Origin of the sequence: Methylobacter luteus IMV-B-3098, assembly GCF_000427625.1 — a bacterium.
GTDB lineage: Bacteria > Pseudomonadota > Gammaproteobacteria > Methylococcales > Methylomonadaceae > Methylobacter > Methylobacter luteus.
On sequence record NZ_KE386569.1, the window covers coordinates 3166231 to 3191212 of the forward strand.

The 24982-nt window shown below is 52.1% G+C and carries 25 protein-coding genes; 15 read left to right on the plus strand and 10 right to left on the minus strand.

Annotated elements, in window-relative coordinates; translation table 11 throughout:
- Nucleotides 1–103: 103 nt before the first annotated feature.
- Nucleotides 104–799, minus strand: a complete 696-nt coding sequence (locus METLU_RS0116770) for a hypothetical protein (RefSeq protein ID WP_027159224.1) — start codon at nucleotides 797–799, stop codon at nucleotides 104–106.
- A 358-nt stretch (nucleotides 800–1157) separates the two neighbouring features.
- Between METLU_RS0116770 and METLU_RS0116775 the strand changes: the two genes are divergently transcribed.
- The 3 genes from METLU_RS0116775 to METLU_RS0116785 all read left to right on the plus strand — a co-directional run bounded on the left by METLU_RS0116775 (nucleotide 1158) and on the right by METLU_RS0116785 (nucleotide 3527).
- Complete coding sequence (locus METLU_RS0116775; RefSeq protein WP_027159225.1) at nucleotides 1158–2498, plus strand: MFS transporter; 1341 nt, start codon at nucleotides 1158–1160, stop codon at nucleotides 2496–2498.
- An 80-nt stretch (nucleotides 2499–2578) separates the two neighbouring features.
- The gene (locus METLU_RS0116780) at nucleotides 2579–2944 is read left to right on the plus strand and encodes a helix-turn-helix domain-containing protein (protein ID WP_027156756.1); all 366 of its coding nucleotides are present in this window, start codon (nucleotides 2579–2581) and stop codon (nucleotides 2942–2944) included.
- Nucleotides 2883–3527 carry an IS630 family transposase gene (locus METLU_RS0116785; protein ID WP_196806555.1) on the plus strand — a complete coding sequence of 215 codons (645 nt, stop codon included), beginning with the start codon at nucleotides 2883–2885 and terminating at the stop codon, nucleotides 3525–3527. Before METLU_RS0116780 ends, METLU_RS0116785 begins: the two co-directional genes overlap by 62 nt.
- Before the next feature lie 34 nt (nucleotides 3528–3561).
- Here METLU_RS0116785 and lplT read toward each other — a convergent pair whose 3' ends face one another.
- Complete coding sequence (gene lplT, locus METLU_RS0116790; RefSeq protein ID WP_027159227.1) at nucleotides 3562–4734, minus strand: lysophospholipid transporter LplT; 1173 nt, start codon at nucleotides 4732–4734, stop codon at nucleotides 3562–3564.
- On the minus strand, nucleotides 4731–6902 hold the full coding sequence (locus METLU_RS25710) for an AMP-binding protein (RefSeq protein WP_051299960.1): 2172 nt from the start codon (nucleotides 6900–6902) through the stop codon (nucleotides 4731–4733). The genes lplT and METLU_RS25710 overlap by 4 nt, the downstream gene beginning before the upstream one ends.
- 319 nt (nucleotides 6903–7221) lie before the next feature.
- Between METLU_RS25710 and METLU_RS0116800 the strand changes: the two genes are divergently transcribed.
- The 3 genes from METLU_RS0116800 (at nucleotide 7222) to METLU_RS0116810 (ending at nucleotide 12548) form a co-directional block, all read left to right on the plus strand.
- Nucleotides 7222–7743: a hypothetical protein gene (locus tag METLU_RS0116800; RefSeq protein WP_027159228.1), complete on the plus strand. Its 522-nt coding sequence runs from the start codon at nucleotides 7222–7224 to the stop codon at nucleotides 7741–7743.
- 124 nt (nucleotides 7744–7867) lie between these two features.
- Nucleotides 7868–8950 carry a GGDEF domain-containing protein gene (locus tag METLU_RS0116805; RefSeq protein ID WP_027159229.1) on the plus strand — a complete coding sequence of 361 codons (1083 nt, stop codon included), beginning with the start codon at nucleotides 7868–7870 and terminating at the stop codon, nucleotides 8948–8950.
- Nucleotides 8951–9095: 145 nt separating this feature from the next.
- The gene (locus METLU_RS0116810) at nucleotides 9096–12548 is read left to right on the plus strand and encodes an AAA family ATPase (RefSeq protein WP_027159230.1); all 3453 of its coding nucleotides are present in this window, start codon (nucleotides 9096–9098) and stop codon (nucleotides 12546–12548) included.
- 327 nt (nucleotides 12549–12875) lie between these two features.
- Here the strand turns inward: METLU_RS0116810 and METLU_RS0116815 are convergent, their stop codons facing one another.
- On the minus strand, nucleotides 12876–13832 hold the full coding sequence (locus METLU_RS0116815) for a PQQ-dependent catabolism-associated beta-propeller protein (protein ID WP_027159231.1): 957 nt from the start codon (nucleotides 13830–13832) through the stop codon (nucleotides 12876–12878).
- Between the two features lie 134 nt (nucleotides 13833–13966).
- Here METLU_RS0116815 and METLU_RS0116820 point away from each other — a divergent pair, with 134 nt between their 5' ends.
- The 4 genes from METLU_RS0116820 to METLU_RS29210 all read left to right on the plus strand — a co-directional run bounded on the left by METLU_RS0116820 (nucleotide 13967) and on the right by METLU_RS29210 (nucleotide 16371).
- Complete coding sequence (locus tag METLU_RS0116820; RefSeq protein WP_027159232.1) at nucleotides 13967–15292, plus strand: histidine kinase; 1326 nt, start codon at nucleotides 13967–13969, stop codon at nucleotides 15290–15292.
- Nucleotides 15289–15933 (plus strand): response regulator, encoded by a 645-nt coding sequence (locus METLU_RS0116825; protein ID WP_027159233.1) that lies wholly within the window; start codon nucleotides 15289–15291, stop codon nucleotides 15931–15933. The genes METLU_RS0116820 and METLU_RS0116825 overlap by 4 nt, the downstream gene beginning before the upstream one ends.
- 172 nt (nucleotides 15934–16105) lie before the next feature.
- Nucleotides 16106–16180 (plus strand): hypothetical protein, encoded by a 75-nt coding sequence (locus tag METLU_RS28440; protein ID WP_081679242.1) that lies wholly within the window; start codon nucleotides 16106–16108, stop codon nucleotides 16178–16180.
- A gap of 83 nt (nucleotides 16181–16263) precedes the next feature.
- Nucleotides 16264–16371 (plus strand): energy transducer TonB, encoded by a 108-nt coding sequence (locus METLU_RS29210; RefSeq protein WP_407939116.1) that lies wholly within the window; start codon nucleotides 16264–16266, stop codon nucleotides 16369–16371.
- A gap of 32 nt (nucleotides 16372–16403) precedes the next feature.
- Here METLU_RS29210 and METLU_RS28445 read toward each other — a convergent pair whose 3' ends face one another.
- A complete protein-coding gene (locus METLU_RS28445; RefSeq protein WP_196806556.1) occupies nucleotides 16404–16580 on the minus strand; it encodes a hypothetical protein in 177 nt (58 codons plus the stop codon).
- Nucleotides 16581–17118: 538 nt separating this feature from the next.
- Here METLU_RS28445 and METLU_RS0116840 point away from each other — a divergent pair.
- The 3 genes from METLU_RS0116840 (at nucleotide 17119) to METLU_RS0116850 (ending at nucleotide 19582) form a co-directional block, all read left to right on the plus strand.
- Complete coding sequence (locus tag METLU_RS0116840) at nucleotides 17119–17592, plus strand: PepSY-like domain-containing protein (RefSeq protein ID WP_027159235.1); 474 nt, start codon at nucleotides 17119–17121, stop codon at nucleotides 17590–17592.
- A 663-nt stretch (nucleotides 17593–18255) separates the two neighbouring features.
- Nucleotides 18256–19170 (plus strand): lipid kinase, encoded by a 915-nt coding sequence (locus METLU_RS0116845; protein ID WP_027159236.1) that lies wholly within the window; start codon nucleotides 18256–18258, stop codon nucleotides 19168–19170.
- Nucleotides 19157–19582 carry a DUF2383 domain-containing protein gene (locus METLU_RS0116850; RefSeq protein ID WP_027160331.1) on the plus strand — a complete coding sequence of 142 codons (426 nt, stop codon included), beginning with the start codon at nucleotides 19157–19159 and terminating at the stop codon, nucleotides 19580–19582. Before METLU_RS0116845 ends, METLU_RS0116850 begins: the two co-directional genes overlap by 14 nt.
- 53 nt (nucleotides 19583–19635) lie before the next feature.
- Here the strand turns inward: METLU_RS0116850 and METLU_RS0116855 are convergent, their stop codons facing one another.
- On the minus strand, nucleotides 19636–20412 hold the full coding sequence (locus METLU_RS0116855; RefSeq protein ID WP_027159237.1) for an ATP-binding protein: 777 nt from the start codon (nucleotides 20410–20412) through the stop codon (nucleotides 19636–19638).
- 632 nt (nucleotides 20413–21044) lie between these two features.
- Here METLU_RS0116855 and METLU_RS0116860 point away from each other — a divergent pair.
- Complete coding sequence (locus tag METLU_RS0116860; RefSeq protein ID WP_027159238.1) at nucleotides 21045–21677, plus strand: hypothetical protein; 633 nt, start codon at nucleotides 21045–21047, stop codon at nucleotides 21675–21677.
- A gap of 266 nt (nucleotides 21678–21943) precedes the next feature.
- Here METLU_RS0116860 and METLU_RS0116865 read toward each other — a convergent pair whose 3' ends face one another.
- Together METLU_RS0116865 and METLU_RS0116870 are read right to left on the minus strand one after the other, a co-directional pair.
- Entirely contained in the window at nucleotides 21944–22348 is a 405-nt protein-coding gene (locus METLU_RS0116865) for a GFA family protein (RefSeq protein WP_027159239.1), read from the minus strand.
- Nucleotides 22349–22448: 100 nt separating this feature from the next.
- A complete protein-coding gene (locus METLU_RS0116870; RefSeq protein ID WP_027159240.1) occupies nucleotides 22449–23030 on the minus strand; it encodes an LOG family protein in 582 nt (193 codons plus the stop codon).
- A gap of 83 nt (nucleotides 23031–23113) precedes the next feature.
- On the opposite strand from METLU_RS0116870, the gene METLU_RS28045 reads away from it, so the two are divergent.
- Nucleotides 23114–23287 (plus strand): hypothetical protein, encoded by a 174-nt coding sequence (locus METLU_RS28045; protein ID WP_155920613.1) that lies wholly within the window; start codon nucleotides 23114–23116, stop codon nucleotides 23285–23287.
- An 83-nt stretch (nucleotides 23288–23370) separates the two neighbouring features.
- Here METLU_RS28045 and METLU_RS0116875 read toward each other — a convergent pair whose 3' ends face one another.
- Together METLU_RS0116875 and METLU_RS0116880 are read right to left on the minus strand one after the other, a co-directional pair.
- The gene (locus METLU_RS0116875) at nucleotides 23371–23766 is read right to left on the minus strand and encodes a hypothetical protein (RefSeq protein ID WP_027159241.1); all 396 of its coding nucleotides are present in this window, start codon (nucleotides 23764–23766) and stop codon (nucleotides 23371–23373) included.
- A gap of 245 nt (nucleotides 23767–24011) precedes the next feature.
- Nucleotides 24012–24920 carry a LysR family transcriptional regulator gene (locus METLU_RS0116880; protein WP_027159242.1) on the minus strand — a complete coding sequence of 303 codons (909 nt, stop codon included), beginning with the start codon at nucleotides 24918–24920 and terminating at the stop codon, nucleotides 24012–24014.
- Between the last annotated feature and the right edge of the window lie 62 nt (nucleotides 24921–24982).

Sequence of the window (24982 nt, forward strand, 5' to 3'; positions counted from 1 at the left end):
TGAAGCCGCGAACGACTGCATTGGCAGAGAATGATCCAGCCGTTCCGCTGCTTACCCCTTGTTCCAGCGGACGGCATCCGTAAACGGCTCCGCCCTACGCGGGTTATGAGTTGTTATCTTGTAAGTCAAAATCTAAAGAGCTGGCGCAGTAGTAAAAATTGATTGATCTGAACAAGTCATCATACCCACCGCCCGGATTGACTACAATGTCACTCAGCGGGCAAATTTCCAGACATAAAGAGACCCAATTCAGGTAGCCAAGTCGATCATTATCAATAGTAAATGTTGCGCTATGTAACAGTTTCTCGAGGCCAGATTCTGAAAAAAAAGTATCTCGTCTAGAAAAGACAACTACAGCATTTGATGTTCCTTGAACGTATGCACATGCATCGTAAAACTGGTCTGGCTCTACGGCAAAAATACCGGCATATTTTATACCTTTAGGAAATTGATAACATTTTTGCATATTTAAAACCTCAGCTAATCCTTTTTCGCGTAAAGGTCTAAAAGGTGCATAAGGTCCAAATTGTGTTAGGCTTTGAAGCATAGCAGGTTTTAGCAATGGCCCAATCTCAAAAATCCAGGCTTTATATCCGTGAGAAAAACATTTTTCGATCAGATTCTTGGAATGCGTATAGGCATATTCAAATTGCCTGTGGTAATTATTGTCAAAGTCTTTAGTGGATACTACCCTTGCTTCAATATGTGTTATTGAAATTGGCTGAGGATCAATATGGTATAGAATTTCGTTATTGTCCTTGAAAATATCATGCTTATATTCTTTAGTAATAGAGATCATTTCGCTCAACCTTTTCACGGTCTATAGTAAGGTATTTGGGCCGAATGGCACGCTATGATCCATAGTGATCAAAATGCTCACCATAGTATGTATCAGGGTAATGAAAGTATAGTTTTATTCTATCCGACAGGATATGTGTTCCGCCCCTAATATTTAAACCTTGCTCAATACTGGGCAAACGTTGCGGATGGTCGGGAAAATCAAGCAGTGGAAGGAGCGTCTGCGCGGATGCAGACGGTGGAATTCTGGTGCAGCAATCGAGAACCCAGATTTATATTGCTTCTCCGTGGTAAAAATTCCTTAGCTTGCGTAACATCATTTGTCTAGTCTCAATTAGGCGCATCTAATCAGAATTGATATGAACAACAATCACAACCAACACCTGGCCGGCCAGAACAACTTGGCCATAGGCCAGGCAGGGCGCAGGGAATTGCTGGCCTGGGCGCTGTTCGACTTTGCCAACTCCGGCTATACCACGGTCGTGTTGACGACCATTTTCAGCACTTATTTCGTTGGCGTAGTTGCCGGCGACATGCCCGGTTCGGCCACATTGCTGTGGTCCTTGTCTATCGGCATCGCCAATTTTACCGTCATGCTCAGCGGCCCGGTCATCGGCGCGATTGCCGATGACCGGGCTGGCAAGAAGCGCTTTCTGCTGATTTCCACGCTGGGCTGCATCGTATCGACCGCCTTGCTGGCGCTGGTCGGTCCGGGCGATGTCTTGCCGGCCATGCTGCTGGTCACCGTTTCGGCCATCATGTTTGCCAGCGGCGAGAATCTGATCGCAGCGTTTTTGCCGGAGATCGTGCCGGAGCAGAACATGGGCAGAATGTCCGGTTACGGCTGGAGCCTGGGCTATTTTGGCGGCCTGCTGACGCTGGGGATTTGCCTGGCCTACATCACCTGGGCCAAGCGGCAGGGCTTGCCGGAAACCGAATCTGTACCAGTGACTATGCTGATTACGGCCGGCATATTCGCGCTGGCGGCGATGCCTACCTTTCTGTGGTTGCGCGAGCGCGCGGTACCGTCGGTGCAAGATCTGCACCTGTCTGTGCTGACCATCAGCTTTAGGCGTCTGGCGCATACCTTTCAAGAAGCGGCCCGTTTTCGCGATCTGTTCCGGTTTCTGATAACGCTGGGCGTGTACCAGTCCGGTGTCAGTACGGTCGTCGTGCTGGCGGCCATTTATGCGCAGGAGGTCATGGGCTTTGACACGCAGGCATTGATCATACTGATCATGGTAGTCAATGTGACGGCGGCGGTCGGCGCTTTTATCTGCGGGCATCTGCAGGATCGCATAGGCTCGGTGCCGACCCTGGCCATAACGCTGCTGATCTGGATCGCGGCCGTGATGGCGGCTTTATTTGCCAGTCAGTCTGTGCATATGTGGATAGTCGGCAATATGATCGGCCTGGCTATGGGCGCCAGTCAGGCTGTCGGACGGGCTTTGGTCAGCAAATTCTCGCCGAGCGAGCGCAGCGGCGAGTTTCTGGGCTTGTGGGGCGTCATGAACCGGCTGTCGGCTATTGCCGGGCCTTTGAGTTATGGTTTGATCAATTACTGGAGCGGCGGCAACCATCGCCTGTCGCTGGTATCGACATTACTGTTTTTTATTGCCGGCCTGCTGTTATTGGCCAGGGTCAATGAGCAGCGCGGCAAGGCCGCCGCCCTCGATGCCGGCGTAACTATGAGCAAGTAATGTTCGCTAGAGCAATTATCTTTTAGATAAAAACATGATATAAACTAACCTCTTGTTAAACGAAATGAGCCATTTTTATCATGCCCAAGCCTTATTCCGAAGATTTACGCAGCCGGGTGGCTGAAGCGGTTGCCGCAGGCCACACCGTGCGGGCCGTGGCTTTACAATACAAAGTCAGTCCGGCCTTTGTCTGCCGAATGCACGCCTTGTGGCGTGAAACCGGAGCCGTTCAAGGCAAGCCCTTTGGCGGCTACAGACGCTCGCGGCTGGAACCTTATGAAGCCGCCATCAAGGAACAGTTAGCGAGTAGTCCGTCGATGACCTTGCAGGAACTGCAGGCTTGGCTGGGACGCGAACACAGCCTAAGTGTTTCGATCTCGGCCATTGATAAGTTTATTAGGCGCAAGCTGGGCTATCGCTATAAAAAAAACGCTGGTCGCCAGTGAGCAGCAACGCGCAGATGTCGCGATGGCCCGAGAGCAATGGCAAGCCTGGCAGCAAACCTGCGATCTGTCAAAGTTGGTGTTTCTGGATGAAACGGGCGTCTCCACGAACATGATCCGTCGCTATGGCCGGGCCTTGGATGGCGCCCGCTGTCGGGATGCGGCACCGGCAGGCCATTGGCAAACCCTGACCTTCATTGCCGGCTTGCGTGCCGACCGGCTCACCGCGCCCTGGTGTCTGGACCAGGCCATGACGGGCGAAGCCTTCAAGGAATATCTGCGCTCGCAACTGGGACCGACCTTGAAGCCCGGCGACATCGTCATCTGTGACAATCTGTCCGCCCATAAGGTGGCGGAAGTCCAGTCCATTGTTGAAGCGCACGGGGCGACGATCCAATATCTGCCGCCCTATAGTCCTGAGCTGAATCCGATCGAGCAAGTCTTCGCCAAACTGAAGGCGTTGCTGCGCAAGGCCGCCGAGCGCACTTACGACAAGCTCTGGCAACTCATTGGTAAGCTGTTGGATGAGTTTCAAGCGGATGAGTGCCTCAATCTCTTCAGGCATTCAGGCTATGTTTCTATGTAATAGATAATTGCTCTAAAGTACGTTGGTTAAATAATTATCCGGCCTGCCGTACCGGCTGACGCTTAGGCAGGCGCAGCGATACCAGAAATGTGGACATGAAAAACAGCGAGCCCAGCGTCAGCATTGACAGCACCGGATCGGCATTTTGGGAGGCTGCATAGGTATAGCCGCCTACTGCGGCCAGCATGGACAGGTTTTGAAAGAACCCCTGCAGAGCTACGGCGCTGCCGCTGCCGATGCTTTGCTGTCCCAGTTCCTGTAATGCGGCGTTGATGGGCACGATGAACATGCCGCCCGTTATGCCGATAAAAAGCAGTGCGAAACGAGCCGGCCAGAGGCTGTCGGTCAGGCTCAGTTCAAAAATAAACAAAGCCATCAGATAGGCCGGGATTCTGACGCGGCGCAGGTGCTCCAGCGGAATCAACCGCGGCACCAGGGCCGAGCCCAGGATGATGCCGACGGCGAGAAACAAGGTCAGCTCGGCGATTTCCGTCGCATTCTTCGACATTAAAACCAGCGGCGCCCAGGCCACGATAATGACTCTCAGCGTCGCCGCCGCGGCCCAGAACATGGATGCGCCGATAATGGCGAAGCGCGAGCGCGGCGTCGTGAAAAACTGCCCAATCTGGCGGCCGAATTCGGCCATTCCGGAACCGGTAGCGCTTTTCTTGCTGACGCGGACCGGCAAAGACAGCGTGACCACAGCGGACGTAATAAACAGCGCGATAGTGCCCGCAAGCGCCCAGGTGGTCGAGTAATCGGCCACGCGGGCGCCGATCACCATGCCCAGCAAGATTGCCAGTATCGTGGAGCCCTCGATCCAACTATTGGCCTTGACCAGAAATTCATGGCCCGCCAGTTCGGGCAGAATGCCGTATTTTGCCGGGCTGTAAACGGCCGCGCCCATGCCGACCACGCAGTAAGCCAGCAAAGGTTCCACATGCAGCAGCAACAGTCCGGCCCCCGTCGCCTTGATCAGGTTGGCGATAATCAGTACGCGGGATTTGGCGTGGTTATCGGCAAAACCGCCCACCCAGGGCGCAAGCAGCACGAACGCGACCAGAAACACGCTTTGCAGGGCTGGAACGTACCAGCTTGCCAGATGATTCGATTGCATGACCAGGGCGATGACCGTAAACAAAATGGCGTTATCGGCAAAGGCGGACAGGAACTGCGCAATCAGCAGCGGGTAAATTTGCCGGTTCATGATACTTTGCCGGTTGCAGGATCAGGCCGGGCGACGGGCGAGAGTTTTGCGGCGGCAAGCGCTGTCGCCGCCGGGTAATCGGTTTTGCCGGACGCCATGACCGGCACCGAGTTGACCACGAGAATTTTCTTCGGCAGACCAATGTGAGATATGCCGTCCGCGACAGCGGCCAGATCGTGGACGTTGGCATTTTTCTGCGTCGTCAGCAGGATGATCTGCTCGCCTTTTTTGGCATCGGGCAGACTGACGGCGGCATGGTACGCCTCGGGCCAGGCTTTGGCGGCCAATTGCTCTACTACCGTTAAGGAGATCATTTCGCCGCTGACTTTGGCAAAGCGCTTGCTGCGGCCGCGAATGCTGATAAAACCTTCCTCATCGACATGCACGATATCGCCGGTATCGTACCAGCCCTTGCCGTAAACCGATTCGGGCGGTACCAACTTGCCCGGGTTATCGGCCAGCAAATAGCCCAGCATGATGTTAGGTCCCTTGACATGCAGCAGGCCTGCATCCTCAATGCCCGGCACCGGTTCCAGCCGATACTCCATGTCGGGCATGAAGCGGCCGACCGTGCCGGCCTTATAGTCCATCGGCGTATTGACCGACGTGACCGGCGCCGTTTCGGTCGCGCCATAGCCTTCGAGAATGCGGATGCCAAATTTGTCGGCCCACACCTGGCGCGTGCTTTCCTGCAATTTTTCAGCGCCGGCCACGACATAACGCATGTTGTAGAAGTCGTAGGCGTGGGCTTTTTTCGCGTAAGCCGCAAAAAACGTATTCGTGCCGAACATGATGGTCGCGTTGATCTCGTAAGCGATTTCAGGGATGACGCTGTAATGCAGCGGTGTCGGATAGAAGAACGCCTTCATGCCGCTCAGGATCGGCAGCAGCGTGCCGACGGTAAAGCCGAAAGAGTGAAACATGGGCAGGAAATTGAGCACGACATCCTGCGCATTAAAGTTGATGCGCGCCTCCAGTTGCTTGTGATTGCCCAGAATATTGGCATGGGACAGCACGACGCCCTTGGGCGTGCCCTCGGAACCGGACGTGAACAACACCACGGCCGGGCTGTCGGGGCTGTAGCGATTATGGTCGTACCATAAGTTGGCCGTTTTGCTTTGTACGAAAGCCTGGAATTTGGCGAAAGACGTAATTTTCGCGGCCAGATCCTCCAGATAGATCAGCTTGACCAGTTTCTGCAGCTGTTCGGCTTCATCGTTCAAATGGGCCATTTCTACAAAGCGGCGCGAGGTTAAAACCGTCTTGACTTCCGCCGTCCGACAGGCTGAGACCATGCCGGCCGAACCGGTGGAAAAGTTCAGCATCGCCGGCACACGGCCGTGCAATTGCAAGCCCAGGATCACGCACAATGTTTTAGTTGAATTGGGCAGGAAAACGCCGACATTGTCGCCGACTTCCGTGATTTTTTGCAGCGCGTTGCCGATCGCGATCGTGCGTGTGATTACCGTATCGTACGACAACGGAATGCGTTCCAGGTCTTCGGCAACGGTATGATTGCCGCCGTGTATCTTGCGCGCCTCCAGCAGGGCCGCGAAAATGGTTTGCCGGTAATGACTGGTGGCAAACATCATATCGGTCATCATGTCGGCCAAGGCATGTCCGCTGTGTTTGCGGCGGGTTTTGCCTCTCATGTCATCAGGCGCGGAAATCTTTGTCGGCGGCAAAATCTGAATCGTGATCTTGGGGAACAGGCGCAAGCGCACGATATTGCGCAAGCGCGAGAAGTGCGTGTATTCGGCGCCGTCAATGCGGACCGGCAGAACCGTCGCGCCCGATTTGTCGGCGATCATGCCGGTGCCGTCGTAGATCTTCATTAAGGAACCGGTCACGGTGATACGGCCTTCCGGGAAAATCACGGTGCGGGTTTCATGCTGCAGATGATGAATGACATCCTTCAGCGACATGGGATGCGTCGGGTCCATGGGAAAGACGCGCGACAGGCCCAGAAAAGGTCTTAGCCACCAGCGCTGGGAAATATGCGTGTTGATCGCGAAAGTGATGTCGTCGGGCAGAAAAACGCCCAGCAACAGCGGGTCCAGAAAGGACGTATGATTGGATATGATCAGGACACGGTTTCCGGCTTTTTTATAGTTATCCAGGCCCTTGACTTCAACCTTGTAGATTAAAGTCAGTAGCCAATGTAGAATTTTTTCAGCATAATATTCCTCCTTGCATCATCTTAGCAGACATTAAAAGATGTCTTGATAGTGTTACTTTAAATTAAAATTAAACTATGTTCAATTAAATGTTTGCATGTTCCGTACTGCGAGCCGGCAACTCCGTCTTCATCCTGTTCAGTGAGCCAAAACCTTCAGTGAGGAAAAATAATGACAAGAGGACAATTCACGTCTAAGTTTAAAAAACCGATGAGCTTGAAGATTGCTCAATGGGGGGGCGACAGGCAGGGATGCCTTGTCAATTAACCGGATGCGCTCATGCATCCTAGATTGCCAGTGGAGATAAACCATGCAGCGAATTACCTCACAGACCATCCGTATGATGGTTCTCATTATCGCCGGCCTGCTTGCTGCCGGCTCGGTACACGCGGATAAGCCATCGTCACGATCAGGTGGCGATCATCCCGGTAAGAACAGGCAGAAAGACAAGCATGAACGTTTCGTGAATCAGAAACCGGATCGTTACGGGGGGAGGGCAGAGGGCAAGACAGGGAGAAACGACTATTTCCTCGACCGGCACCGGACCGTTATCCATGATTACTATATTCAACAGTCTCGTTCCAGGCATTGCCCGCCGGGACTGGTCAACAAGCGCAACGGCTGTGTGCCGCCCGGCCAGGTCAAAAAGTGGCAGATAGGCCGGCAGCTTCCTCGGGACGTGATTTTTTATGATCTGCCGCCTTCGCTCGTTCGGACGTTGGGGCCCGCGCCGCTGGGATACCGTTATGTGCGCGTGGCGGCCGACATCCTGTTGATAACGATAGGGACAGGCATGGTTGTGGACGCCATACAGGATCTGGGCAGAATGTAACCCTACGCCATCGTTTAAATCCGGGGCGATTAAAATCGCCCCGGAGCCTAAGGCTGTTCGTCAGGTTTATCAACTTTAACAAGCAAATATTGTCGCAGTAATTATTTACTTGTCAGAGATAACCATGATGCAGACCGACAAGACTCTGCTGGAGCAGATGGCAATTACTGAATCGGATGCCGAGCGCCGCAAGTCATTGTTATCGTTCAGTGCGGCCGATGCGGCATGGCTGGCTCGCTGCAAACCGGTTATTGAGAGAAAAATAGATGCACTGGTGGACGAATTTTACGAAATTCAGGCCCGCATACCCGAGATTGCTCAGCTGATCAATGATGCCGATACCTCGAAGCGTCTGCGCGAAGCGCAACGCAACTATATTCTCGACCTGTTCAGCGGCACGTATGATCTTGATTATATAAGCAACCGATCAGGCATAGGTCTGGTACATAAACGTATCGGTGTCTCGCCCAGATTCTATCTTTCCGCCAACCACTCGCTTAAATGTCTTTTGGCCAAATTGATTAACGAAGCGATTCCGGATGTCAGCATGCGCCAGGCCATACTGGCTGCGCTCGATAAATTATTGCTATTCGATATCACGCTTGTGTTCGAGACTTACATCCGCAGTCTGATCTCGGAAATCGAAGCCGAAAAAGATAAATCCGAGACTTATGCGCGGACACTGGAAGCCAAGGTCAGGGAACGGACGCAACAACTCGAGGAAATGGCGCGCCGGGATCCGCTTACGGGACTGTTGAATACGCGCTTTCTCTCCGAAACACTCGAGCAAACCATCAAAAGCGCACAGCGCCGCTCCGAGCCTGTAACATTCGTCTATTTCGATATCGACGACTTCAAGAAAATAAATGATATCGAGGGCCACCAACGCGGCGATGAAGTATTGCGCCTGGTAAGCGATGCCATAAGAAAAATATCGCGCGCTGAAGACTGCTGCTTCCGTTATGGCGGCGATGAATTCTGCATTATTCTGCCTAATTGCCGGGAGGAGCAGGCCAGCGAGATCTATGCCCGGCGATTCAAAGAGGTGCTTGAGCAATACCGGCATGATATCTCGTTGAGCATCGGCATATTCCAGACAGGTCCCGATCACTATGATGAGCCCGAAGTCGTTATCCGCTGCGCCGACCAAAAAATGTACGAAGCGAAAAAAGCGTTCAAACTGGCCAGGCAGTCATCGGATGTCTGATCCGGAGCCCCGCCGTGCGCATTTGACCGGCGGACTTCGGCGCCGGTTATAAAAGACTAAGCCTGAACAGGAAAATCTTGCCTGACAGCGCTATAATGCAAGGACTTGAAAAACCTTAATCCTTGCCGGGCAGAGTCGTCAGCGCATGAAAATTCTTAATATTCATTTTAAAAATATCAAGTCATTAGAAGGCGAGAGCCGGATCGATTTTAATCAGGCGCCGTTTGATACCGGTGTTTTCGCCATTACCGGGCCCAACGGTTCCGGCAAGTCCGCCATCCTCGATGCGATCACGCTGGCTTTATACGGCGAGACATTCCGTTTTGAAAGGCCTGCCCGGCATGTCATGACCAAGCATACGGCCGAATGTTTTGCGGTGATCGAGTTTTCGCTGGGCGCTGACAGATACCGGTCAAGCTGGCGTGTGGAGCGCGAAGGCGGCCGTCCCGATGCGGAACTGATGCCGCCGGTCATGGCGCTGATGCGTCTTGACGAAACCGACGAGCTGCTGACCGATACGCCTCATTCGGTCTGCGCGCTGATTACCGAAATCACCGGCATGAATTTCCGTAATTTCACGCGCTCGATCATGCTGGCGCAAGGTGATTTCGCGGCCTTCCTGAATGCGCTCGATACCGAACGCATGGATATTCTCGAGAAAATCATCAGCAGCGATATCTACGCCGATTACAGAAAAGACGTCATTGACAAGGCCGAGAACGCGCAAAAACAACTGGATCAGTTAAGGCAGGATCTGGCGGACGTGCCGGTCATGGCGCCTGAAAAACGGGAGGCGTGTGAGCATGATTTAATCGACTTTAACGAGCAGTACGCCGAATTGCGCACCGATCACAACCAGCTGAAACAACGGCAGGCCGCGCTGAGACGGATATCGGCGCTAAAAACCGAAATCGCCGGCCAGGAAAAACAACTGCAGGACGCCCAAAAACAGGCCGAAAGCCGGCAGGAGAACCTGGCCAAACTGGCCAACGCCCAGGACGCGCTGCTCTTCCAGGACGATGCGGCGGCTATTGCGGGCAAAAATCAGGCTGTTCAGCAGGACAAAGCCGCGCTGGCTGCCTACCGCAACGAACTGAATCAGCTGGAAGGGATGTTCGTCGCCTCGAACATAGACAAAAACGCCCCGGTTGATCTGGCGAATAAATCCATTGCCGAGCAGAAGGAGGCCATAGACAGCACCAAGGCGCAGATCGACCTGCTTAATATCGATAAACAGTCGGAAATGGGTTTGCGGCAGGCTTTGGGCGCGCAAATCGAAGAAAAGAAGGCCGTGTTGGCGACCGTAACGACATGGCTGGACGAGCATGCCTCGGACGAAGCACTGCTGTCCGACTTTCCGGAAACCGGCCGCCTGAAAAAACTCAGGACGGAGCTGGTCGAGCTCAGGGAAAAACAGAAGTCTTTCGCCAAATGGACCAAGAACACGACCACTTCGCTGAAAAACAACAAGTCCGCGATCGAGCGGGACATCAAAAAACTGGCCGAGTTGAAAGACAAGCTGGCAGACGAAGAGCAGGATCTGGAATCGCTGGCGTCAGGCCACAATCCCGATGAAATTGAAGAATTGCGCCTGGAGCAGCAGGAACGCGTCGGGGCCTTTCAGGAATTGAACAATCTGGCCCGCGCCCACCAGAAGCTGGCCGATGCGGGCTACGGCTTTTTCAGCAACCTGCTGGGCAGAGAGGAGCCGGAATACGATATCGACGCTTTAAACCGCGATCTGGAAAAGACCCGGCAGGAGATAAGCCGCGAGGAGAATATCAGACGCGCGCTGGAAGAGTCGGTCGTCCGCGAAGCCCTGCTGAAAAAAATGGAAGCGGACCGGCAGCATCTGGTGGAAGGCAAGCCCTGTCCGTTGTGCGGATCCCTGACGCACCCGTATGTCAGGCGCCCGCCGGCCGTATCCAACTCCCAGCAGGCCTTGACCGATCAGCGGGCCAAACTGCAGGCTTTGATGACAGCGGCCGATAAACTGACGCAGCAAATCAATGCCGCGCAACGACAGACCGAGAAAAGACAGACTACTGATACGCAACTGGCGCAGCTCAAATCGCAATGGACGATGTTGTGCAACCGGCTCAATGTCGCCAGCGGCGAGCTGGATATCGACAATACCAGACTGATGAAGCAGCTGTTGCAGACTGAAACCGACGAACTGAAAGAAATAGGTACGCTGGCATCCCGATACAGAAGCAAACAGGACGGTATCGAAAAGCTGAAAGCATTGCTGGCCAAAAACGAAGCTGCGCTTGAACAGCTGAAGATAAATACCGAGAAACTCGATGCCGAATGGCAGGGGCGTCCGCAGGATCAGATCGACACGGAAGCGGACTTGGTCAAGTATCAGCAGGAAGAAAAAGAACTGGTCGCCAAAATGACCGAACAGCTGGCCCGGCTCGGAGAAAAGCTGCCGGTCAGTGGCAAGGAAGACGCCTTGTTCGATCGGCTCAACAGCCGCCGCCAGGATTATCAGGGCTATGCATTCCGCCGCAGGTCTCTGATGGAAGAGATAGACGCGCTGGCCGAAAAAGAGGCCGCCTCGCGGGCCAAGATTCAGGCAGACAATGAAAAGCTTGAGGTTTACAGTCGTCGCTTGCAACAGGAAGAAACCGTCGGCCTGCATCTGGCTCTGATCGAGAAACAGAAGCTGATCGCCGACAAGGAACGGCTGATCGCGCAGCAGGAATCCGAACTTGCCGGACTGCGGCAGGCGCTGCTGCAAAGGCTGCAAGGCACGCAGTTCACGAGCTTGCAGGCGCTTGAATCCATGCTGGACCTGATACGGCAACAGCCGGAGCTGGAACGGCAATTGACGGCGCTGGAGGCGGACATCGAAACCATGGCGGCACAGCTGGAGCAGCAGAAAGCCCTGCTGCAGGCCGAGCTTGCTCATGCGGACACGACATTAAGCCGGGAAGAAACAGAGGTCCAGTTAAGAAGCCTTGCCGAAAAAATGGACATCGCGCAGCTGGAGGTCCAGCGTCTGGAAAGAACGCTGAAGGAGCAGGCCCAGCAGAAGCAGCGGCATGACGCTCTTCTGGCTCAGCTCCAAGATCAGGAAGTGATCACCCGGCAATGCCTGGCGGAAGCGCAGCAGATAACGGCCGAAAGCGGCATGGAATTTCGCCGCCGCGTGCAAAGGCAGATGGCGGAAAGGTTGCTGGCGCAGACCAATGAAATACTCGAGAAAATCAGCGGCCGCTATTACATCCGGCAGGCGCCCAGCGAACAAGGGCTGGCGCTGGAAATCGAAGATACCTATCAGGCCAACGTCCGCCGCCTGCCTCGGACCTTGTCCGGCGGCGAGAGCTTTATCGTGAGCCTGGCGCTGGCCTTGGGGCTTTCGGAACTGGCCAGCAACGGCAAGGCCGTCGATTCGCTGTTCCTGGACGAAGGCTTCGGCAACCTGGACGCGGAAAACCTGTACACGGTCATCAGTACGCTGGAAAGCCTGCATACGCACGGAAAGGTGGTCGGCGTTATTTCCCACGTCGAAGGCGTGCAGAAACGCTTCAAGGCGCAATTGCAAGTGATCAAGAAGCCGAACGGCATGGGCGAGCTGAAGAAAGCATCCTGATGGATGGGCGGATTCATCCGCCCCCTCAACTTAAACCACAAAGAACACGAAGACTACGAAGAAATCGTAGGGTACGCACCGCGTACCTTTTCAGCGTTGCGACGGGTCGGCAAGCTTTGAAAAAGGTATGCGGTGCATACCCTACAGGCTTAAACCACGAAGGCCACGAAGAAATTGTAGGGGCGAATTCATTCGCCTTGGCAACTTAAGTCGCCCCACACAATGTTGTGTTGCTCGTCAAAATTCAGGGAAGTTATTTCTCGCCTTACCCTAAGCTTTTGAAAAAGGTATGCAGTGCATACCCTACAGGCTGATGCAGAACAACGCCTAAGGCTTAACCGCAACGCCCCACGGGTAAAGCCCGACGCCCACGGATTTGGTGACCTTATGGGCTTCCAGATCGATAATGGAAATGTCATTGCTGACGCCGTTGGTCGTATAAAGCCGTTTCTGGTCCGGCGAGAAAGCCAGATTCCAGACCCGCTGGCCCACCAGCAAATATTTTTCCGCTTCAAGGGTTTGGGCATTAATCACGGCAACCCGATTGGCCGGCCCCAGGGCCACGTAAGCCCACTGCCGCTTGCCGTCGATCACTACGCCGACCGGCTGAATCTTGTCGTCTGTGACGCCCGTGACGGCGAATTTGATTTGCTTGATGATTTTGCGCGTCGCCACATCGATCACCGTGACCGTGCCCGCCATTTCCGACGTGACCCAAAGTTGCTGGCTGTCGGCGGTAAAGCTTAGCGCACGGGGCCGGGGATCGACCAGCGTGTTATCAACGACTTCGAGGTTTTTCCGGTCAATCCAGTGCACCATGTTGGTGGCCTCCGAAGCGCTGGCGACCCACTTGCCGTCCGGGCTGACGGTAATGCCTTCCGGCTCGACGCCGACCGGAATTTCCTTGATGGCCTTGCGCTGTCCAAGGTTGATAGCCGTCACCAGGCTGTCATCTTCATTGGAGACATAGGCGAATTGGCTGTCGGGATCGAGCGCGAAAGTTTCCGGGTCCTTGCCGGAAGGCAATTGGCCTTCCTCAGCAAAGGTTTCGCTGTTGATGACGCGGATCGTATTGTCATCGCTGGTGGCAATGTAAAGATGCCGATAATCCTTGCTGATGGCGATGCCGCGCGGACGTTGACCGACGTTGACCGTTTTCAGCAGCTTGCCTTCAATCGGATCGACGATCGCAAGGGCGTTGTCTTTTTCCAGCGTCACAAAAACCGTTTCGGCATGAGTCATGCCGCCTGCTATCAGCAGGGTAGCCGTTATAATATGTTTCATAAACCTGTACATAAAAAAAGAGACAACATAATCATTGCTGTCAAGAAGATAAATAACGGCAACAAAAAAAAGAATTTTTCCTATAGGAGGAGAGGAATCTGGACACCATAATTGAGAATTTAGGCGAGCCGAAGATGAGTTTACGCTATCAGATCAACATTAGAATTTTGCTTGTCAGCAGCGCCATCCTGATCCTGGGCGGTTCTGTGGCTATCTGGCAGGCGCGCGGCGCCGTCAGCCGGGAAATCGACTCGTCGCTGAATCTGGCTGCCCAGCTGATCCAGCTCAATTTTCCGCAATCACAACAAGCTGCGTTTGATGTCGACACCTGGCTGCCCCGGTTCGTCTCGCTAAAGCAGACCCGTCATTTGAATATTCAAATAAAAAAGCCCGCAGGAGAGGTGATCAGCTATACAGCCAAGCAGAAAGACGAAGCCGATGCCTACACGCCGCCCCGGTGGTTTATCCATCTGGTTGCGGCAGAATACCCGCAACTGGAGCAGCAGCTGACCACGGCTAATGGCGAACGGATCACGCTGATCATTCAGGCCGACCCGCTGGACGAAATAGTCGAGGTATGGGAGGAAAGCTTCTCATTTTTCATCTCCCTGCTGGTGATGACCTTGATCACGTTTCTGGCCGTCAATATGGCTTTCAACAAGGCGTTCAAGGCGACAGCCGTCATCGTCGATGCGCTTAAAGCCATCGAACAGGGCGAGTATCAGCAAAAACTGCCCGACTTTTCCATTAAGGAATATGACCGCATTGCCAAGGCCATCAACCACACGACCCATATGCTGGACATCACCCACAAGGAAAACAGAGCCCTGACATTGCACTCGCTGGAAATCCAGGAAGAGGAACGCCAGCGCCTGTCGCAGGAATTGCATGACGAATTGGGACAATCATTGACCGCCATTAAAGTCATGGCGGTCACGGCCAAAAGCAACAAAGCCGAGGCCGAACGGATTGCCGATGCCATTACCGGCATTTGCGATCATCTGATCAGGGTCGTGCGTTCCATGATGCGCAACCTGCATCCGCTGATCCTGACCGAGCTGGGCTTGAAGGCGACCCTGGAAGACCTGATCAATCAATGGGCGACCCGAAACCCTGAATTAAAACTGAACCTGAGTTGCTCTGATGAAGTTGACGGACTGGAGCAGAAAATCACCATTCAGGTCTTCAGAATCGTGCAGGAGTGCATCACCAATATCGTTCGCCATGCGCAGGCCGAACAGGCCATTATCTGCCTCGAAATTATGCCTCAGGCCACTTCCGGCAAACAGTTGCGCCTGCAAGTGACCGATAACGGCAAGGGCTACGCGCCGGAACAGATCAAAATGGGTTTCGGGCTGCTGGGCATGAGAGAGAGAATAAAAAGTCTGGGCGGTGAATTCCGCCTGCAAACCGGGCCTCAACAAGGCATGAACATCATCGCAACCATTCCCTTGAAATGAAAGAAAAAATAAAAGTTATTCTGGTGGACGACCATGCCGTCGTCAGAGCGGGCTTCCGCTTGCTGTTATCTTCCGTGAATCATATAGATGTGATAGCCGAGGCCGAGCGGGGCGAGCAGGCCTGCCAGCTCTATCTGGATAAACGGCCGGACGTCATCGTGCTGGATTTGTCGATGCCGGGCATCGGCGGGCTAGAAAGCATAAGGCGCATCCTGCTGCGCGACAGCACGGCCAAAATACTGGTGTTCAGCGTTCATGACGAACTGGTCTACGTAAACCGGGCGCTCAGTGCCGGCGCGAAGGGCTATATCACCAAAAACACGGCGCCGGCGATTTTAATGGAAGCGATAGAGAAAATAGCCGCCGGTGAAACTTATATTGAACAGGGATTAAGGGAGAACCTGCCCGTGCAAAATAATGAATCCAATTATCGAGCGCTGATCGATACACTTTCGGCTCGGGAATTCGACGTCTTCCGGCTGCTGGCAAAAGGTCTGACCATACATAAAATTTCCGATGAACTGTGCCTGGGCTATAAAACCGTAGCCAATTACGGCACGCAGATCAAAAGCAAGCTCAAGGTATCGACAACGGCCGAGCTGGCGCATATCGCCATGGTGCTGGGCGTCATGAAAAGCTGAACCGGCGAAAAAGGAATTATCCCGTAGGTATCAGGAAATTTGCCCGATGCCTTTCAATTGAATTCATCAATGCTATGCCCTTTTGAGCAAGGCATAGTATTGATATGAAGTTTACACTCGCAGCATTAATCGCTTTTCTGTTATTCCGCGTATTGTCTCCGGTATTTCGCCGATGCCGGGTTTGCTGGGCACGGTGACCGGTATCGTCGAAACCTTCCATTTGATCCGCGTGTTCGGGAGCGCCTGAAGCATCGAAGGCTGGGTGCGGCTCGAAATTACCGTGATCCCTACGGGCACCGTCAGTAATACCGGAGTCATGGATGCCAGCCTATATTCGATCGGGCTGAGCTCGAAGCGGTCCGGCAATGGCGGTTCAAGCCCGCCTTCAGGGATGGTGCGCCGTCGGACAGCAGGCAGTTCAGAGTAGGTTTCGGCTAAAGAAACTGCGCTGAGCAGGCTATATGCCGGGACTAATCAGGCTTGTCCGGCCGATCTTCCTCCCTATAAAGCTCCATTATCATGTTCTTAAACCAGAGAGGTTTTTTTAAAACAATATAAACGGCTACCATCGTGGTTGTCGGCAATGGAAGAAAGTCGGTAATCTCAAGTAACACGAAACCTACTATAAGTTTTGTTTTGATGCCCATCAGTCTTGTCTCCAGCAATCTTCGTCAATAACGTTAACAAACCCGGTTTAAAGATCAAGAACCGGCTGCCTTCCTGCACCGCGTATAGCCAGCTCCGCCAGGGCGGGACATTCATCGCGACTTCAATATTCTGCCTCTTCTTTTTTCGGAAGAGGGCCGGGTGAAGGGGTATTGCCCAAGTTATTTCATGCGCATTTTTAAAATACATTATCCGGGCAGTGAACCAATGAGGTAATGCTTTTGATAAATTAAATAAAATCCGACACCGACCGTTTATTATCAATCCTGTATTACCGGTATTCGAGGCAGTCAAAATCCGGTTTCAGCACTTCTTGTTCAGCTCGAAGCCCGCCTATGCTTGATCAACAAACGATAATAAAAAAATCAATTTACCAGTTCATAAAACCGACGATTTAGCGGTATAAAGAAATGAACGGAAATTTTTATCGTTGAGGCTTATTTGACCTCCGTGACGCTCTGTAGGAACACGGCTAAAGAAACTTAGTCAAAATACTCACCCACAACCAACGGAGGATTTATGAAAACCCAATACCTAATGACAGCAGTTCTCGGCGTTTTATGGGCGGTATTCGGTCAAGTGAATGCCGGCGAAGATGACTTGAGCAAAGACCAGGTACCTAAAGCGATTATCGCTGCCTTTGAAAAAGCCTACCCCAATGCCAAGGGCGCGAAGTTCGAAGAAGAAACGTTTGAAGGCAAAGCGGCTTATGAGGTGGAATACAAGGAAAACGATAAAGAATACGACCTTCTGTACAGCGCCGATGGCACACTTTTGCAGAAGGAAGAGGAAATTGACCTCAAATCGCTGCCTGAAGCAGTTGCTCAGGCTATCAAGAAAGACTATCCACAAGCAGAGATCAAGGAAGTAGAAAAAATGATGAAGCCGGATAGCACGGTGACCGGGTACGAAGTGGAGATCGAGACGGACGACAAGAAAACTGAACTTGAACTGGATGTCAGCGGGAAAATTTTGAAAACCGAGAAAGATTGAATGCACCACACCGATCCCAGTCCCATAAGCGCATTGCGAACAGCATCTTATGGGACAACTCAATTTCCGGGGCGTTCGGACTGCAATTGACAGTGAATGATCTCGGTGGAGCAGGCACCTGGGGGCGGATAATACAATACGCGACCTCATCTGATCCATGTGCGGAGCGTCCAGAGAGATATCTGCTGACTTCCATGGCTTCTGTTTTACAAAGAGTTATCCTTTCTTCATAGGCAATCAAAGCAATGTGGCTATGGTGATTGCAGGTTTGTTAATGGCTGATGTTACGCACGGGCTTTTTTAATCCCGTTTGCTGCGAACATTGCGGTTCTTGAGCCCCATAGGTGCGAATTCACTTGTGCCCTACGGGTATTCTTACCAAACAACAATTCAGCCTTTTATGAAGCATGGCTTGATAGGATGCTGTCGATGTTAAGAATGCATCGTTCGCGATCGATGCCTCTTTCGATTGTATTCGCCCCTAAAAGGGATTGAATTTGTTAAATTGCTTAAACAAGTTAGCAAAAGAACTGTCTATTCAGTACATGCGCCGATTTGACTTGGTTAATGATTGTATCGCAGCCAAGTTAGATGCGGCGCTACTCTGCTGATTCCCGGAATGATCTCATTGCAGTAATTATTTACCCTGGCGGAATGGCTTGAATGACTAAACGAACTGCGCTTTTTATTTCAAATAAAAAAAGCGGCAAAGCGGATAATGAGCTCAATGGCGCCGTTGAGATTCTTAAAGATTCGGGCATTAACCTGATTGAACAGGAATCCGAAGATCCTTCTCATGTTAACGACTTGATTCGGCAGTATCGTGACAAAGTCGATACCGTTATTCTGGCAGGCGGTGATGGAACCATGAGCTCCGCGGCGGGGGCGCTCTCGGAATGCGGCCTTGCTCTGGGTATTTTGCCGATGGGCACTGCCAATGACCTGGCCCGTACGTTGAAAATTCCCGAATCCATCGAAGACGCCGCCGCGATAATCGCCAACGGTCGCCTGCATGCCATAGATCTGGGCAAAGTGAATGACCATTGGTTTATAAACGCCGCACATATCGGGCTTGGCGTCAAAGTAAACCGCACCCTGACCAGTGACCTTAAATCCCGCTGGGGGCGGTTCAGTTATGCCCGAAGTCTGATTGACGCATTTAAATCGATGCGCCCCTATCGTGCGGACATTGTCTGCGACGGAGAAGGCTTCAGCGTGCGCTCCATTCACATCACCGTTGCCAACGGCCGGTTTTACGGGGGCGGGATGGCGTTATCAAACGAAGCCTCGGTCGATGACCATAAACTGAGAATTTTTAGTCTGGAACCGCAAAGTTTCTGGAGTCTTCTCAGTCATGGGGTCGTTATCCTGGGCGGTGAGCTGAAAGGCCGCGAAGGTGTCTGGCTCCGTAGCGGCGAGGCCATCAGGATACATACTTCCAGAACCTTGAGCATATGTGCCGATGGCGAATTCATTACCCGGACGCCCGCTTATTTCGAGCTGCATCCGAACAGTTTGCAGGTCTATGTGCCGGACGATTATTCTACACAGGAGGAAGCTGGCAATGCTGAGAACTGAAAAACAGGTTGCGCTTGATACGGTTATCAACTCAAGCCTCAGATCGATCGAACATTATCGCTGGACCGGTGATTCCTGCGATGATGAACAACTCAAGACATTGCTGAATAAGCTGGCCCTGCATCGGCAAAAGATTGTCGATAAGCTGGCGCCGCAGATGCATAAGCTCGGAGACATGGCTTCTTCGCCCGACCCTGAAAAACTGGCCGTCGAGGAAATTGTTACCCAGATAAAAGCCACCTTTTCAGAGGATGAAAAGGATGCGCTGTTGACCAGTTTAGACGAGTTCGACTCACAGCTTCTTCAAGACATCAGCGAAGCTTTCAGCCTGGATTTTGACGCGGAAACGATGGCCATACTCCGGGAACTTCAACAATCGGTAGCCGAAGCAGGAAAACAGAGGGGAAGCTGACCGGTTGATCCTGGCTGGCTCTGTGGCGTGCAGGCAAGAAGCAGTGGCGCCGGTCAAAAATTATCAATCGCTGTGGATTGGCCATAGGCGTTAAAAAACTGCCTGGCGGTACGCCCGCTTTTAGAGGCATTCTGATGGGCAAAATCCAGCGCCGCCTTGTGTAAAGTCTCGCGATCGCCGGTGAAATCGGTGAAGTAGCTGTCGACAATCTCAAGATAGGTCGGGGTTTGTTGGGGATAAAAGGCCAGCCGCAAACCGAACCGGTCAGAGAGAGAGATTTTTTCTTCGACGGCGTCGGAATAATGCACTTCGCCATTGACCAGTTGCGTCTCCAGATTGTCGCGCATATGCTCAGGCAACAAATGCCGGCGATTCGAAGTCGCGTAAAACAGCACATTGTCCGGCGGCAGTTCGATGGAGCCTTCCAGCACGCTTTTCAACGGCTTGTAGAGACTGTCGCCGCTTTCGAAAGACAGGTCATCGCAATAGATGATGAAGCGGTGATCGTGCTCACGGATGTCGTCGACGATTTCCGGCAGATACAAAAGATCCTGTTTATCCACTTCGATGATGCGCAAACCCTGGGCTTTATAGTCATTCAGCAGGGCTTTCACCAGGGACGATTTGCCGGTGCCGCGCGCACCCCAGAGCAGGGCATTATTGGCCGGCTTCCCCGCCAAAAAGCGTTCGGTATTGGTTATCAGTTGTTGTTTTTGCGAATCAATCCCCAATAACTGCTGCAGACGGATCGGGTCTGTCTGCCTGACGGGGCGTAAATAGGCCTGGCGCTGGCGCCAGATGGCTGCATAAGTGGTGTTCCAATCGATCATCGGATTTTGAAGGTTGCTAAACGTGGATTGGATTGTATGTCATTCAATTCGGCAAACGCAATCTGAAAACAGAGTCGGGCTGGGGGTATGTCGCCCTGTGTAAAGATTCGTTTCAGTTCCGCTCAGTTCGCGGTTAAATGAAATGGTCTGTCGGGTCTGGCACTCTCGGAAATCATCTGAAGTGTGTCTTTGTTCAGCCGATGGGGGTGAATTGGAGCGTTAGCGGGAACCCTGCATGGTCGGCTCCAAAAAGCCGGGTTTATCAGCCCAGCTTACTGCACTAACAATATTTGGCTTGTCGGTTAAATAGTTTAACTAAACCAATGCTCACTCTGTCAATGCAACAGAACCATACAAATTCCCCAGAGGAGCATTGCGTGCCATTTTCAAAAGGCACAGATGAAGTAAACTTTCAAAAGGTCAGCAGCATGTATATTGGGCTAACGGATTGTTTAAGCGGATCATTTATAGTAGTCTTATCGCGCCGGGCACTATGTAAATTGTTTGATTTTAAAAAACACATATAATACAAGTATTTATATTATATCAGACATTCTTGGCTTGGTAATCATACGTAAGTTTTTTAAAAACCACATAACTGATCTACTAGGATTCAGGGAGCAAAAAGGACGATGAAAACAAAAAAACTAGAGGTATTTTTAACGGCTTTGTTCGTAACAACTATTGGCCACGCGGCAGCCACCACTTATGATCCCGCTACCGGCACAGTAACTATTCCAGAGGTGGCGGTTAACGGTAAGATTGAGTTTGTCAATGTCAAATTGAAGGTAAAATCCGCTGGAACATTCAGCATTCTCTCTACTGAAGCCCCCAAGGCTTCCCCTAATACCACCACTTATGACCCCGCTTCTAACACCGTAACTATTCCATCGGTGATGGTTGACGGCAAGGCTGAATATGAAAATGTCAAACTAGGGTTAAATCCAGATGGAACACTTAGTGTTCTTTCCGCTGAAGAGCCGCCGGTTACTGACTTAACTTGTAAAGAGTTTGCAGCTGGAACCAGTTATTGCTCCGAGGGAAGATTTCCCACCTGTAAAACCAACTTAACACAAGCAAATAAGCTCCAGGTAGGGATGACCTATAATGAGGTCGTTGAAATTTTAGGTTGTCATGGGGTTCTTATGTCTCATACTGCTCAAGGTGGAACTAGCGTCGGAGTATATGGGTGGGGTACTGAATCATTCATAGATACCAGTGTGACTTTTGTCAATGACAAGGTTAATTCTATCAGTGGCTCTTGACCTATTGTCCAAAAATTCGGGAGCATTTGAATGATTTTCAAATACTCTGGCAAGAGCTAAATAATAGAAAGCCGCTTAAACAGCGGCTTTTTTATGGGCGACACTTAATCGGACGGCTAATCTGTCATTTTGCTTGGTCATCTTGAGATATAGATTTAATGCTCCGATTAACGCGAGTAGGTGCCAGTTGTCAGGATGCTGCAGAGGTCAGTGAAGCGCATCGATCGTGATTGATGCGCTTCACTGCGTTTGGGGCACCTGTCAGGCTATGAAGCACCACGATCAGCCGGATGATTAACGCCATCGTTCATTGGCACGTTCTCAATTTCAAACGGATTGACGCCTTCCAGGCAGCCGACGTTATAGCCGTACTGTTCGGGATTCGACCGTCGCTGATGATGGGTATAAATGCCGCAGATAGAGCAGAAGTAATGCTTCGCGGTCATGGTATTGAACTGGTAGAGCCTTAACACCTCCTGGCCCTTGATGATTCGGATGCCGGAAAGCGGAACCGAGGCGACTATCGCGCCTTTTCTCCGGCAGATCGAGCAGTTGCATCGGCGAGGATCAACGATACCGTCAGGCAGGTCGAGCTCCAGCACAACAGCTCCGCAGTGGCATGTTGCCAAATGCTTCGGGTTGATAACGGTCCTGCCAACCTGCTTGATCATGTCGATTTCCCTCTTTGTTTATAAGGCAAAGCTAACCGGACGTTGCCCGGAAAGTTAAAAAAACTGCGTTATAGTCGCACTCCGGTTAAGCGCCAACCCTTCATGTTTCATCCTCTTCCACCCACTTCGTAACGGCTGGTGGTTGGTAACTGCCGAATCGATCGAGCAGCGCCTCCGGATCACGCTCAACGAGCAACATGGAATGATGTGGTTGTTTGACGAACTGTTCTGCTACGGCATGATCCAGAAACGTGGTCAGTGCATCGAAATAACCCGCTATATTCAGCAAACCGCAGGGTTTTTTGTGCAATCCGAGTTGCGCCCAGGTCCAGACTTCGAAGAGTTCCTCAAGCGTGCCTATTCCTCCGGGCAGCGCGATGAAGCCGTCGGAAAGTTCAGCCATCAGCATTTTACGCTCATGCATGGATTGCGTGACGTGCAGTTCGGTCAGGTGCTTATGCGCGACCTCCCTTCGCACGAGCGCCTCGGGGATCACCCCTACGGCCTGGCCGCCGAGCTGCAGCACTGTGTCTGCCACCAGACCCATGATGCCGACACTGGCGCCGCCGTAGACAAGCCTTATATTTCGATCGACAAGCGACCTGGCAAGGTCGCGGGCGGCATCGGAATACGCTTCTTGCCTGCCGGGGCTGGAGCCGCAGTACACACAAACACTTTTCATAATTTTGACCATTGCTATTGATGACACTCAGCGTCTAAGATCAGGTGGGCTGGGTCGTTAAACCCAGCATAGGACATTTCGAAGTGCTGGGTTTATCAATCCAGCCTGCAAATTGCCATTGCATCGCTTGCGCTACGATCGAGCAGGGTCGGGAAGAACTTCATGACCCGCGGGTCCGCATTGAGCGCGGCGAATGGTTCACGATCCGCTGCGCACCATTGGCGCGGGCGAAGGCATTCTGTGTCGAAGTCAATTAGCTCGGCTATATAGCTCCTTGCTTAATGATGAATCAGCGTCCAAGTTTGCCCAATCCACGGAACATGACATAACCAGTACGGTCTCAATCAATCTTTTCCAGTGCAGGCGGTTTGGTTTTAAACAACTCCGCTATAACCTCAAGCTGAGCCGTGAGTTGGGGTATCTCGGGAATTTTCCAGGCTTTTCCTATAACCCGGGACAATAAATTATTCAACCAGGGACGGTCCGATTTTGCATGATGAATGATAAATCTATAGGATTCCCCATCGTGAAAAACAGCAAAATCTTCCAGACAAACCTCAATCGAACCTTCTTCACCATAGAGCCTCGTTTGAACGTAGATTTTTCGAGCATCGACATCAAAATTAAACCTGGTTAATTCTGCAATGCCCTTAAGGACTAAGTTTGAGACCCAGATGATTAATATATTGGGCGTTAATTTTATTGCTGTTTTTAATAAACTGGATTTAATACTCATCTTTTGTTCATTCGTTAATAGGGTAAGGTGTAATTTTAATCAATATTAGTTTGATTGTTGCGAAAATATTCCAAAAGCTTGCACCCTGGATGAGAAGGACTCAGGTCTCCGGCCATCTCATGGTGTTGATGCGATGGCCGGGGCCGCTCATGGCAGAGGCAAGCCCTGACTCTGCGGCTGCAGACGGCTTCGCGATTGTGCGATCTGGACAAATCGAGGTAGTAGAGCTTGGGAGCCTGAAGGAATCAAAGATCCTCGCCCATAGCGGTTTTCTCTGGCTTATTCGACGCCAATTCGATCAATCCCTGAATGTATTCCAATGGCACGTCTTCGTGACGGGTTGCCAGATACATGGTCTTGGTTAACGGCAGGCCGTTAAAGCGCAGGCTGTCCAGCGACAGTTTGTCGGCTTTTTCCGCCAGCAGCCATTCCGGCAGCAGACACACGCCGCGCTGGCTGGCCGCCAGCTGCAGCATGATATCGGTTTCCTCGACGGTGATGTGGTTCAGCGGCTCAATACCGGCGGGTTGCAGAACTTTCCGGAACATGTCCAGGCGTTCCCGGTCAACCGGATAAGTCAGAATGGTTTCCTGTTGCAAGTCCAACGGCTCGATAAAGCCGCGTCCGGCCAGCCGGTGCTGGCTGGCAACAATGAGCACCAGTTCAAAATCGAACAGGGCCTGATAATGCAGCACGCCGTTAAAGGCGGGATCGGAGGTCAGGACCGCGTCCAGCTTATAGTGCCGGATGGCTTCAAAGGAGTTGAACCGGTAACGGGAGGTGACTTCGACAGCCAGCTCCGGCCAAGCCAACAGATAAGGCTGAAGAATGGTGCGGAACCATTCATAGCAGGCGTGACAGTCAATGCCGACAGTCAGTTTGCCGGTTTTTCCGGCGCCCAGCAGGGCTAGGTGCTGTTCGGCGGAATCAACGGTGGCGATGACCGATTCGGCGACATCGGAAAGATATTTTCCCGCCTGGGTCAGCACCAGCAGGCGCCCCTGCTTCCGCCACAGGATGACGCCCAGGCGCTGTTCCAGGTTTTTCATTTGATGGGACAGGGCCGACTGGGTTAAATGCAGCTGTTCGGCGGCCGAGCTTAAGGTGCCGCTTTGTTTCAGCGCCAGCAGGATGCGCAGATGGATCAGTTCCATTTATGAATTTTTCTCATGAAATAGTGAGAAACTATCAATATTTATCATGTTACGCAAACCTT

What these genes read in the sequence shown, in the direction of transcription:
- METLU_RS0116825 (WP_027159233.1), top strand. Translation starts at nt 15,289, where the DNA reads ATGAAAGAAAAAATAAAAGTTATTCTGGTGGACGACCATGCCGTCGTC.
- METLU_RS0116815 (WP_027159231.1), bottom strand. Translation starts at nt 13,832, where the DNA reads ATGAAACATATTATAACGGCTACCCTGCTGATAGCAGGCGGCATGACT.
- METLU_RS0116800 (WP_027159228.1), top strand. Translation starts at nt 7,222, where the DNA reads ATGCAGCGAATTACCTCACAGACCATCCGTATGATGGTTCTCATTATC.
- METLU_RS0116880 (WP_027159242.1), bottom strand. Translation starts at nt 24,920, where the DNA reads ATGGAACTGATCCATCTGCGCATCCTGCTGGCGCTGAAACAAAGCGGC.
- METLU_RS0116780 (WP_027156756.1), top strand. Translation starts at nt 2,579, where the DNA reads ATGCCCAAGCCTTATTCCGAAGATTTACGCAGCCGGGTGGCTGAAGCG.
- METLU_RS0116775 (WP_027159225.1), top strand. Translation starts at nt 1,158, where the DNA reads ATGAACAACAATCACAACCAACACCTGGCCGGCCAGAACAACTTGGCC.
- lplT (WP_027159227.1), bottom strand. Translation starts at nt 4,734, where the DNA reads ATGAACCGGCAAATTTACCCGCTGCTGATTGCGCAGTTCCTGTCCGCC.
- METLU_RS0116770 (WP_027159224.1), bottom strand. Translation starts at nt 799, where the DNA reads ATGATCTCTATTACTAAAGAATATAAGCATGATATTTTCAAGGACAAT.
- METLU_RS28445 (WP_196806556.1), bottom strand. Translation starts at nt 16,580, where the DNA reads ATGGGCATCAAAACAAAACTTATAGTAGGTTTCGTGTTACTTGAGATT.
- METLU_RS0116845 (WP_027159236.1), top strand. Translation starts at nt 18,256, where the DNA reads ATGACTAAACGAACTGCGCTTTTTATTTCAAATAAAAAAAGCGGCAAA.
- METLU_RS0116850 (WP_027160331.1), top strand. Translation starts at nt 19,157, where the DNA reads ATGCTGAGAACTGAAAAACAGGTTGCGCTTGATACGGTTATCAACTCA.
- METLU_RS0116870 (WP_027159240.1), bottom strand. Translation starts at nt 23,030, where the DNA reads ATGAAAAGTGTTTGTGTGTACTGCGGCTCCAGCCCCGGCAGGCAAGAA.
- METLU_RS0116840 (WP_027159235.1), top strand. Translation starts at nt 17,119, where the DNA reads ATGAAAACCCAATACCTAATGACAGCAGTTCTCGGCGTTTTATGGGCG.
- METLU_RS0116805 (WP_027159229.1), top strand. Translation starts at nt 7,868, where the DNA reads ATGATGCAGACCGACAAGACTCTGCTGGAGCAGATGGCAATTACTGAA.
- METLU_RS0116860 (WP_027159238.1), top strand. Translation starts at nt 21,045, where the DNA reads ATGAAAACAAAAAAACTAGAGGTATTTTTAACGGCTTTGTTCGTAACA.
- METLU_RS0116810 (WP_027159230.1), top strand. Translation starts at nt 9,096, where the DNA reads ATGAAAATTCTTAATATTCATTTTAAAAATATCAAGTCATTAGAAGGC.
- METLU_RS0116855 (WP_027159237.1), bottom strand. Translation starts at nt 20,412, where the DNA reads ATGATCGATTGGAACACCACTTATGCAGCCATCTGGCGCCAGCGCCAG.
- METLU_RS0116865 (WP_027159239.1), bottom strand. Translation starts at nt 22,348, where the DNA reads ATGATCAAGCAGGTTGGCAGGACCGTTATCAACCCGAAGCATTTGGCA.
- METLU_RS0116875 (WP_027159241.1), bottom strand. Translation starts at nt 23,766, where the DNA reads ATGAGTATTAAATCCAGTTTATTAAAAACAGCAATAAAATTAACGCCC.
- METLU_RS0116820 (WP_027159232.1), top strand. Translation starts at nt 13,967, where the DNA reads ATGAGTTTACGCTATCAGATCAACATTAGAATTTTGCTTGTCAGCAGC.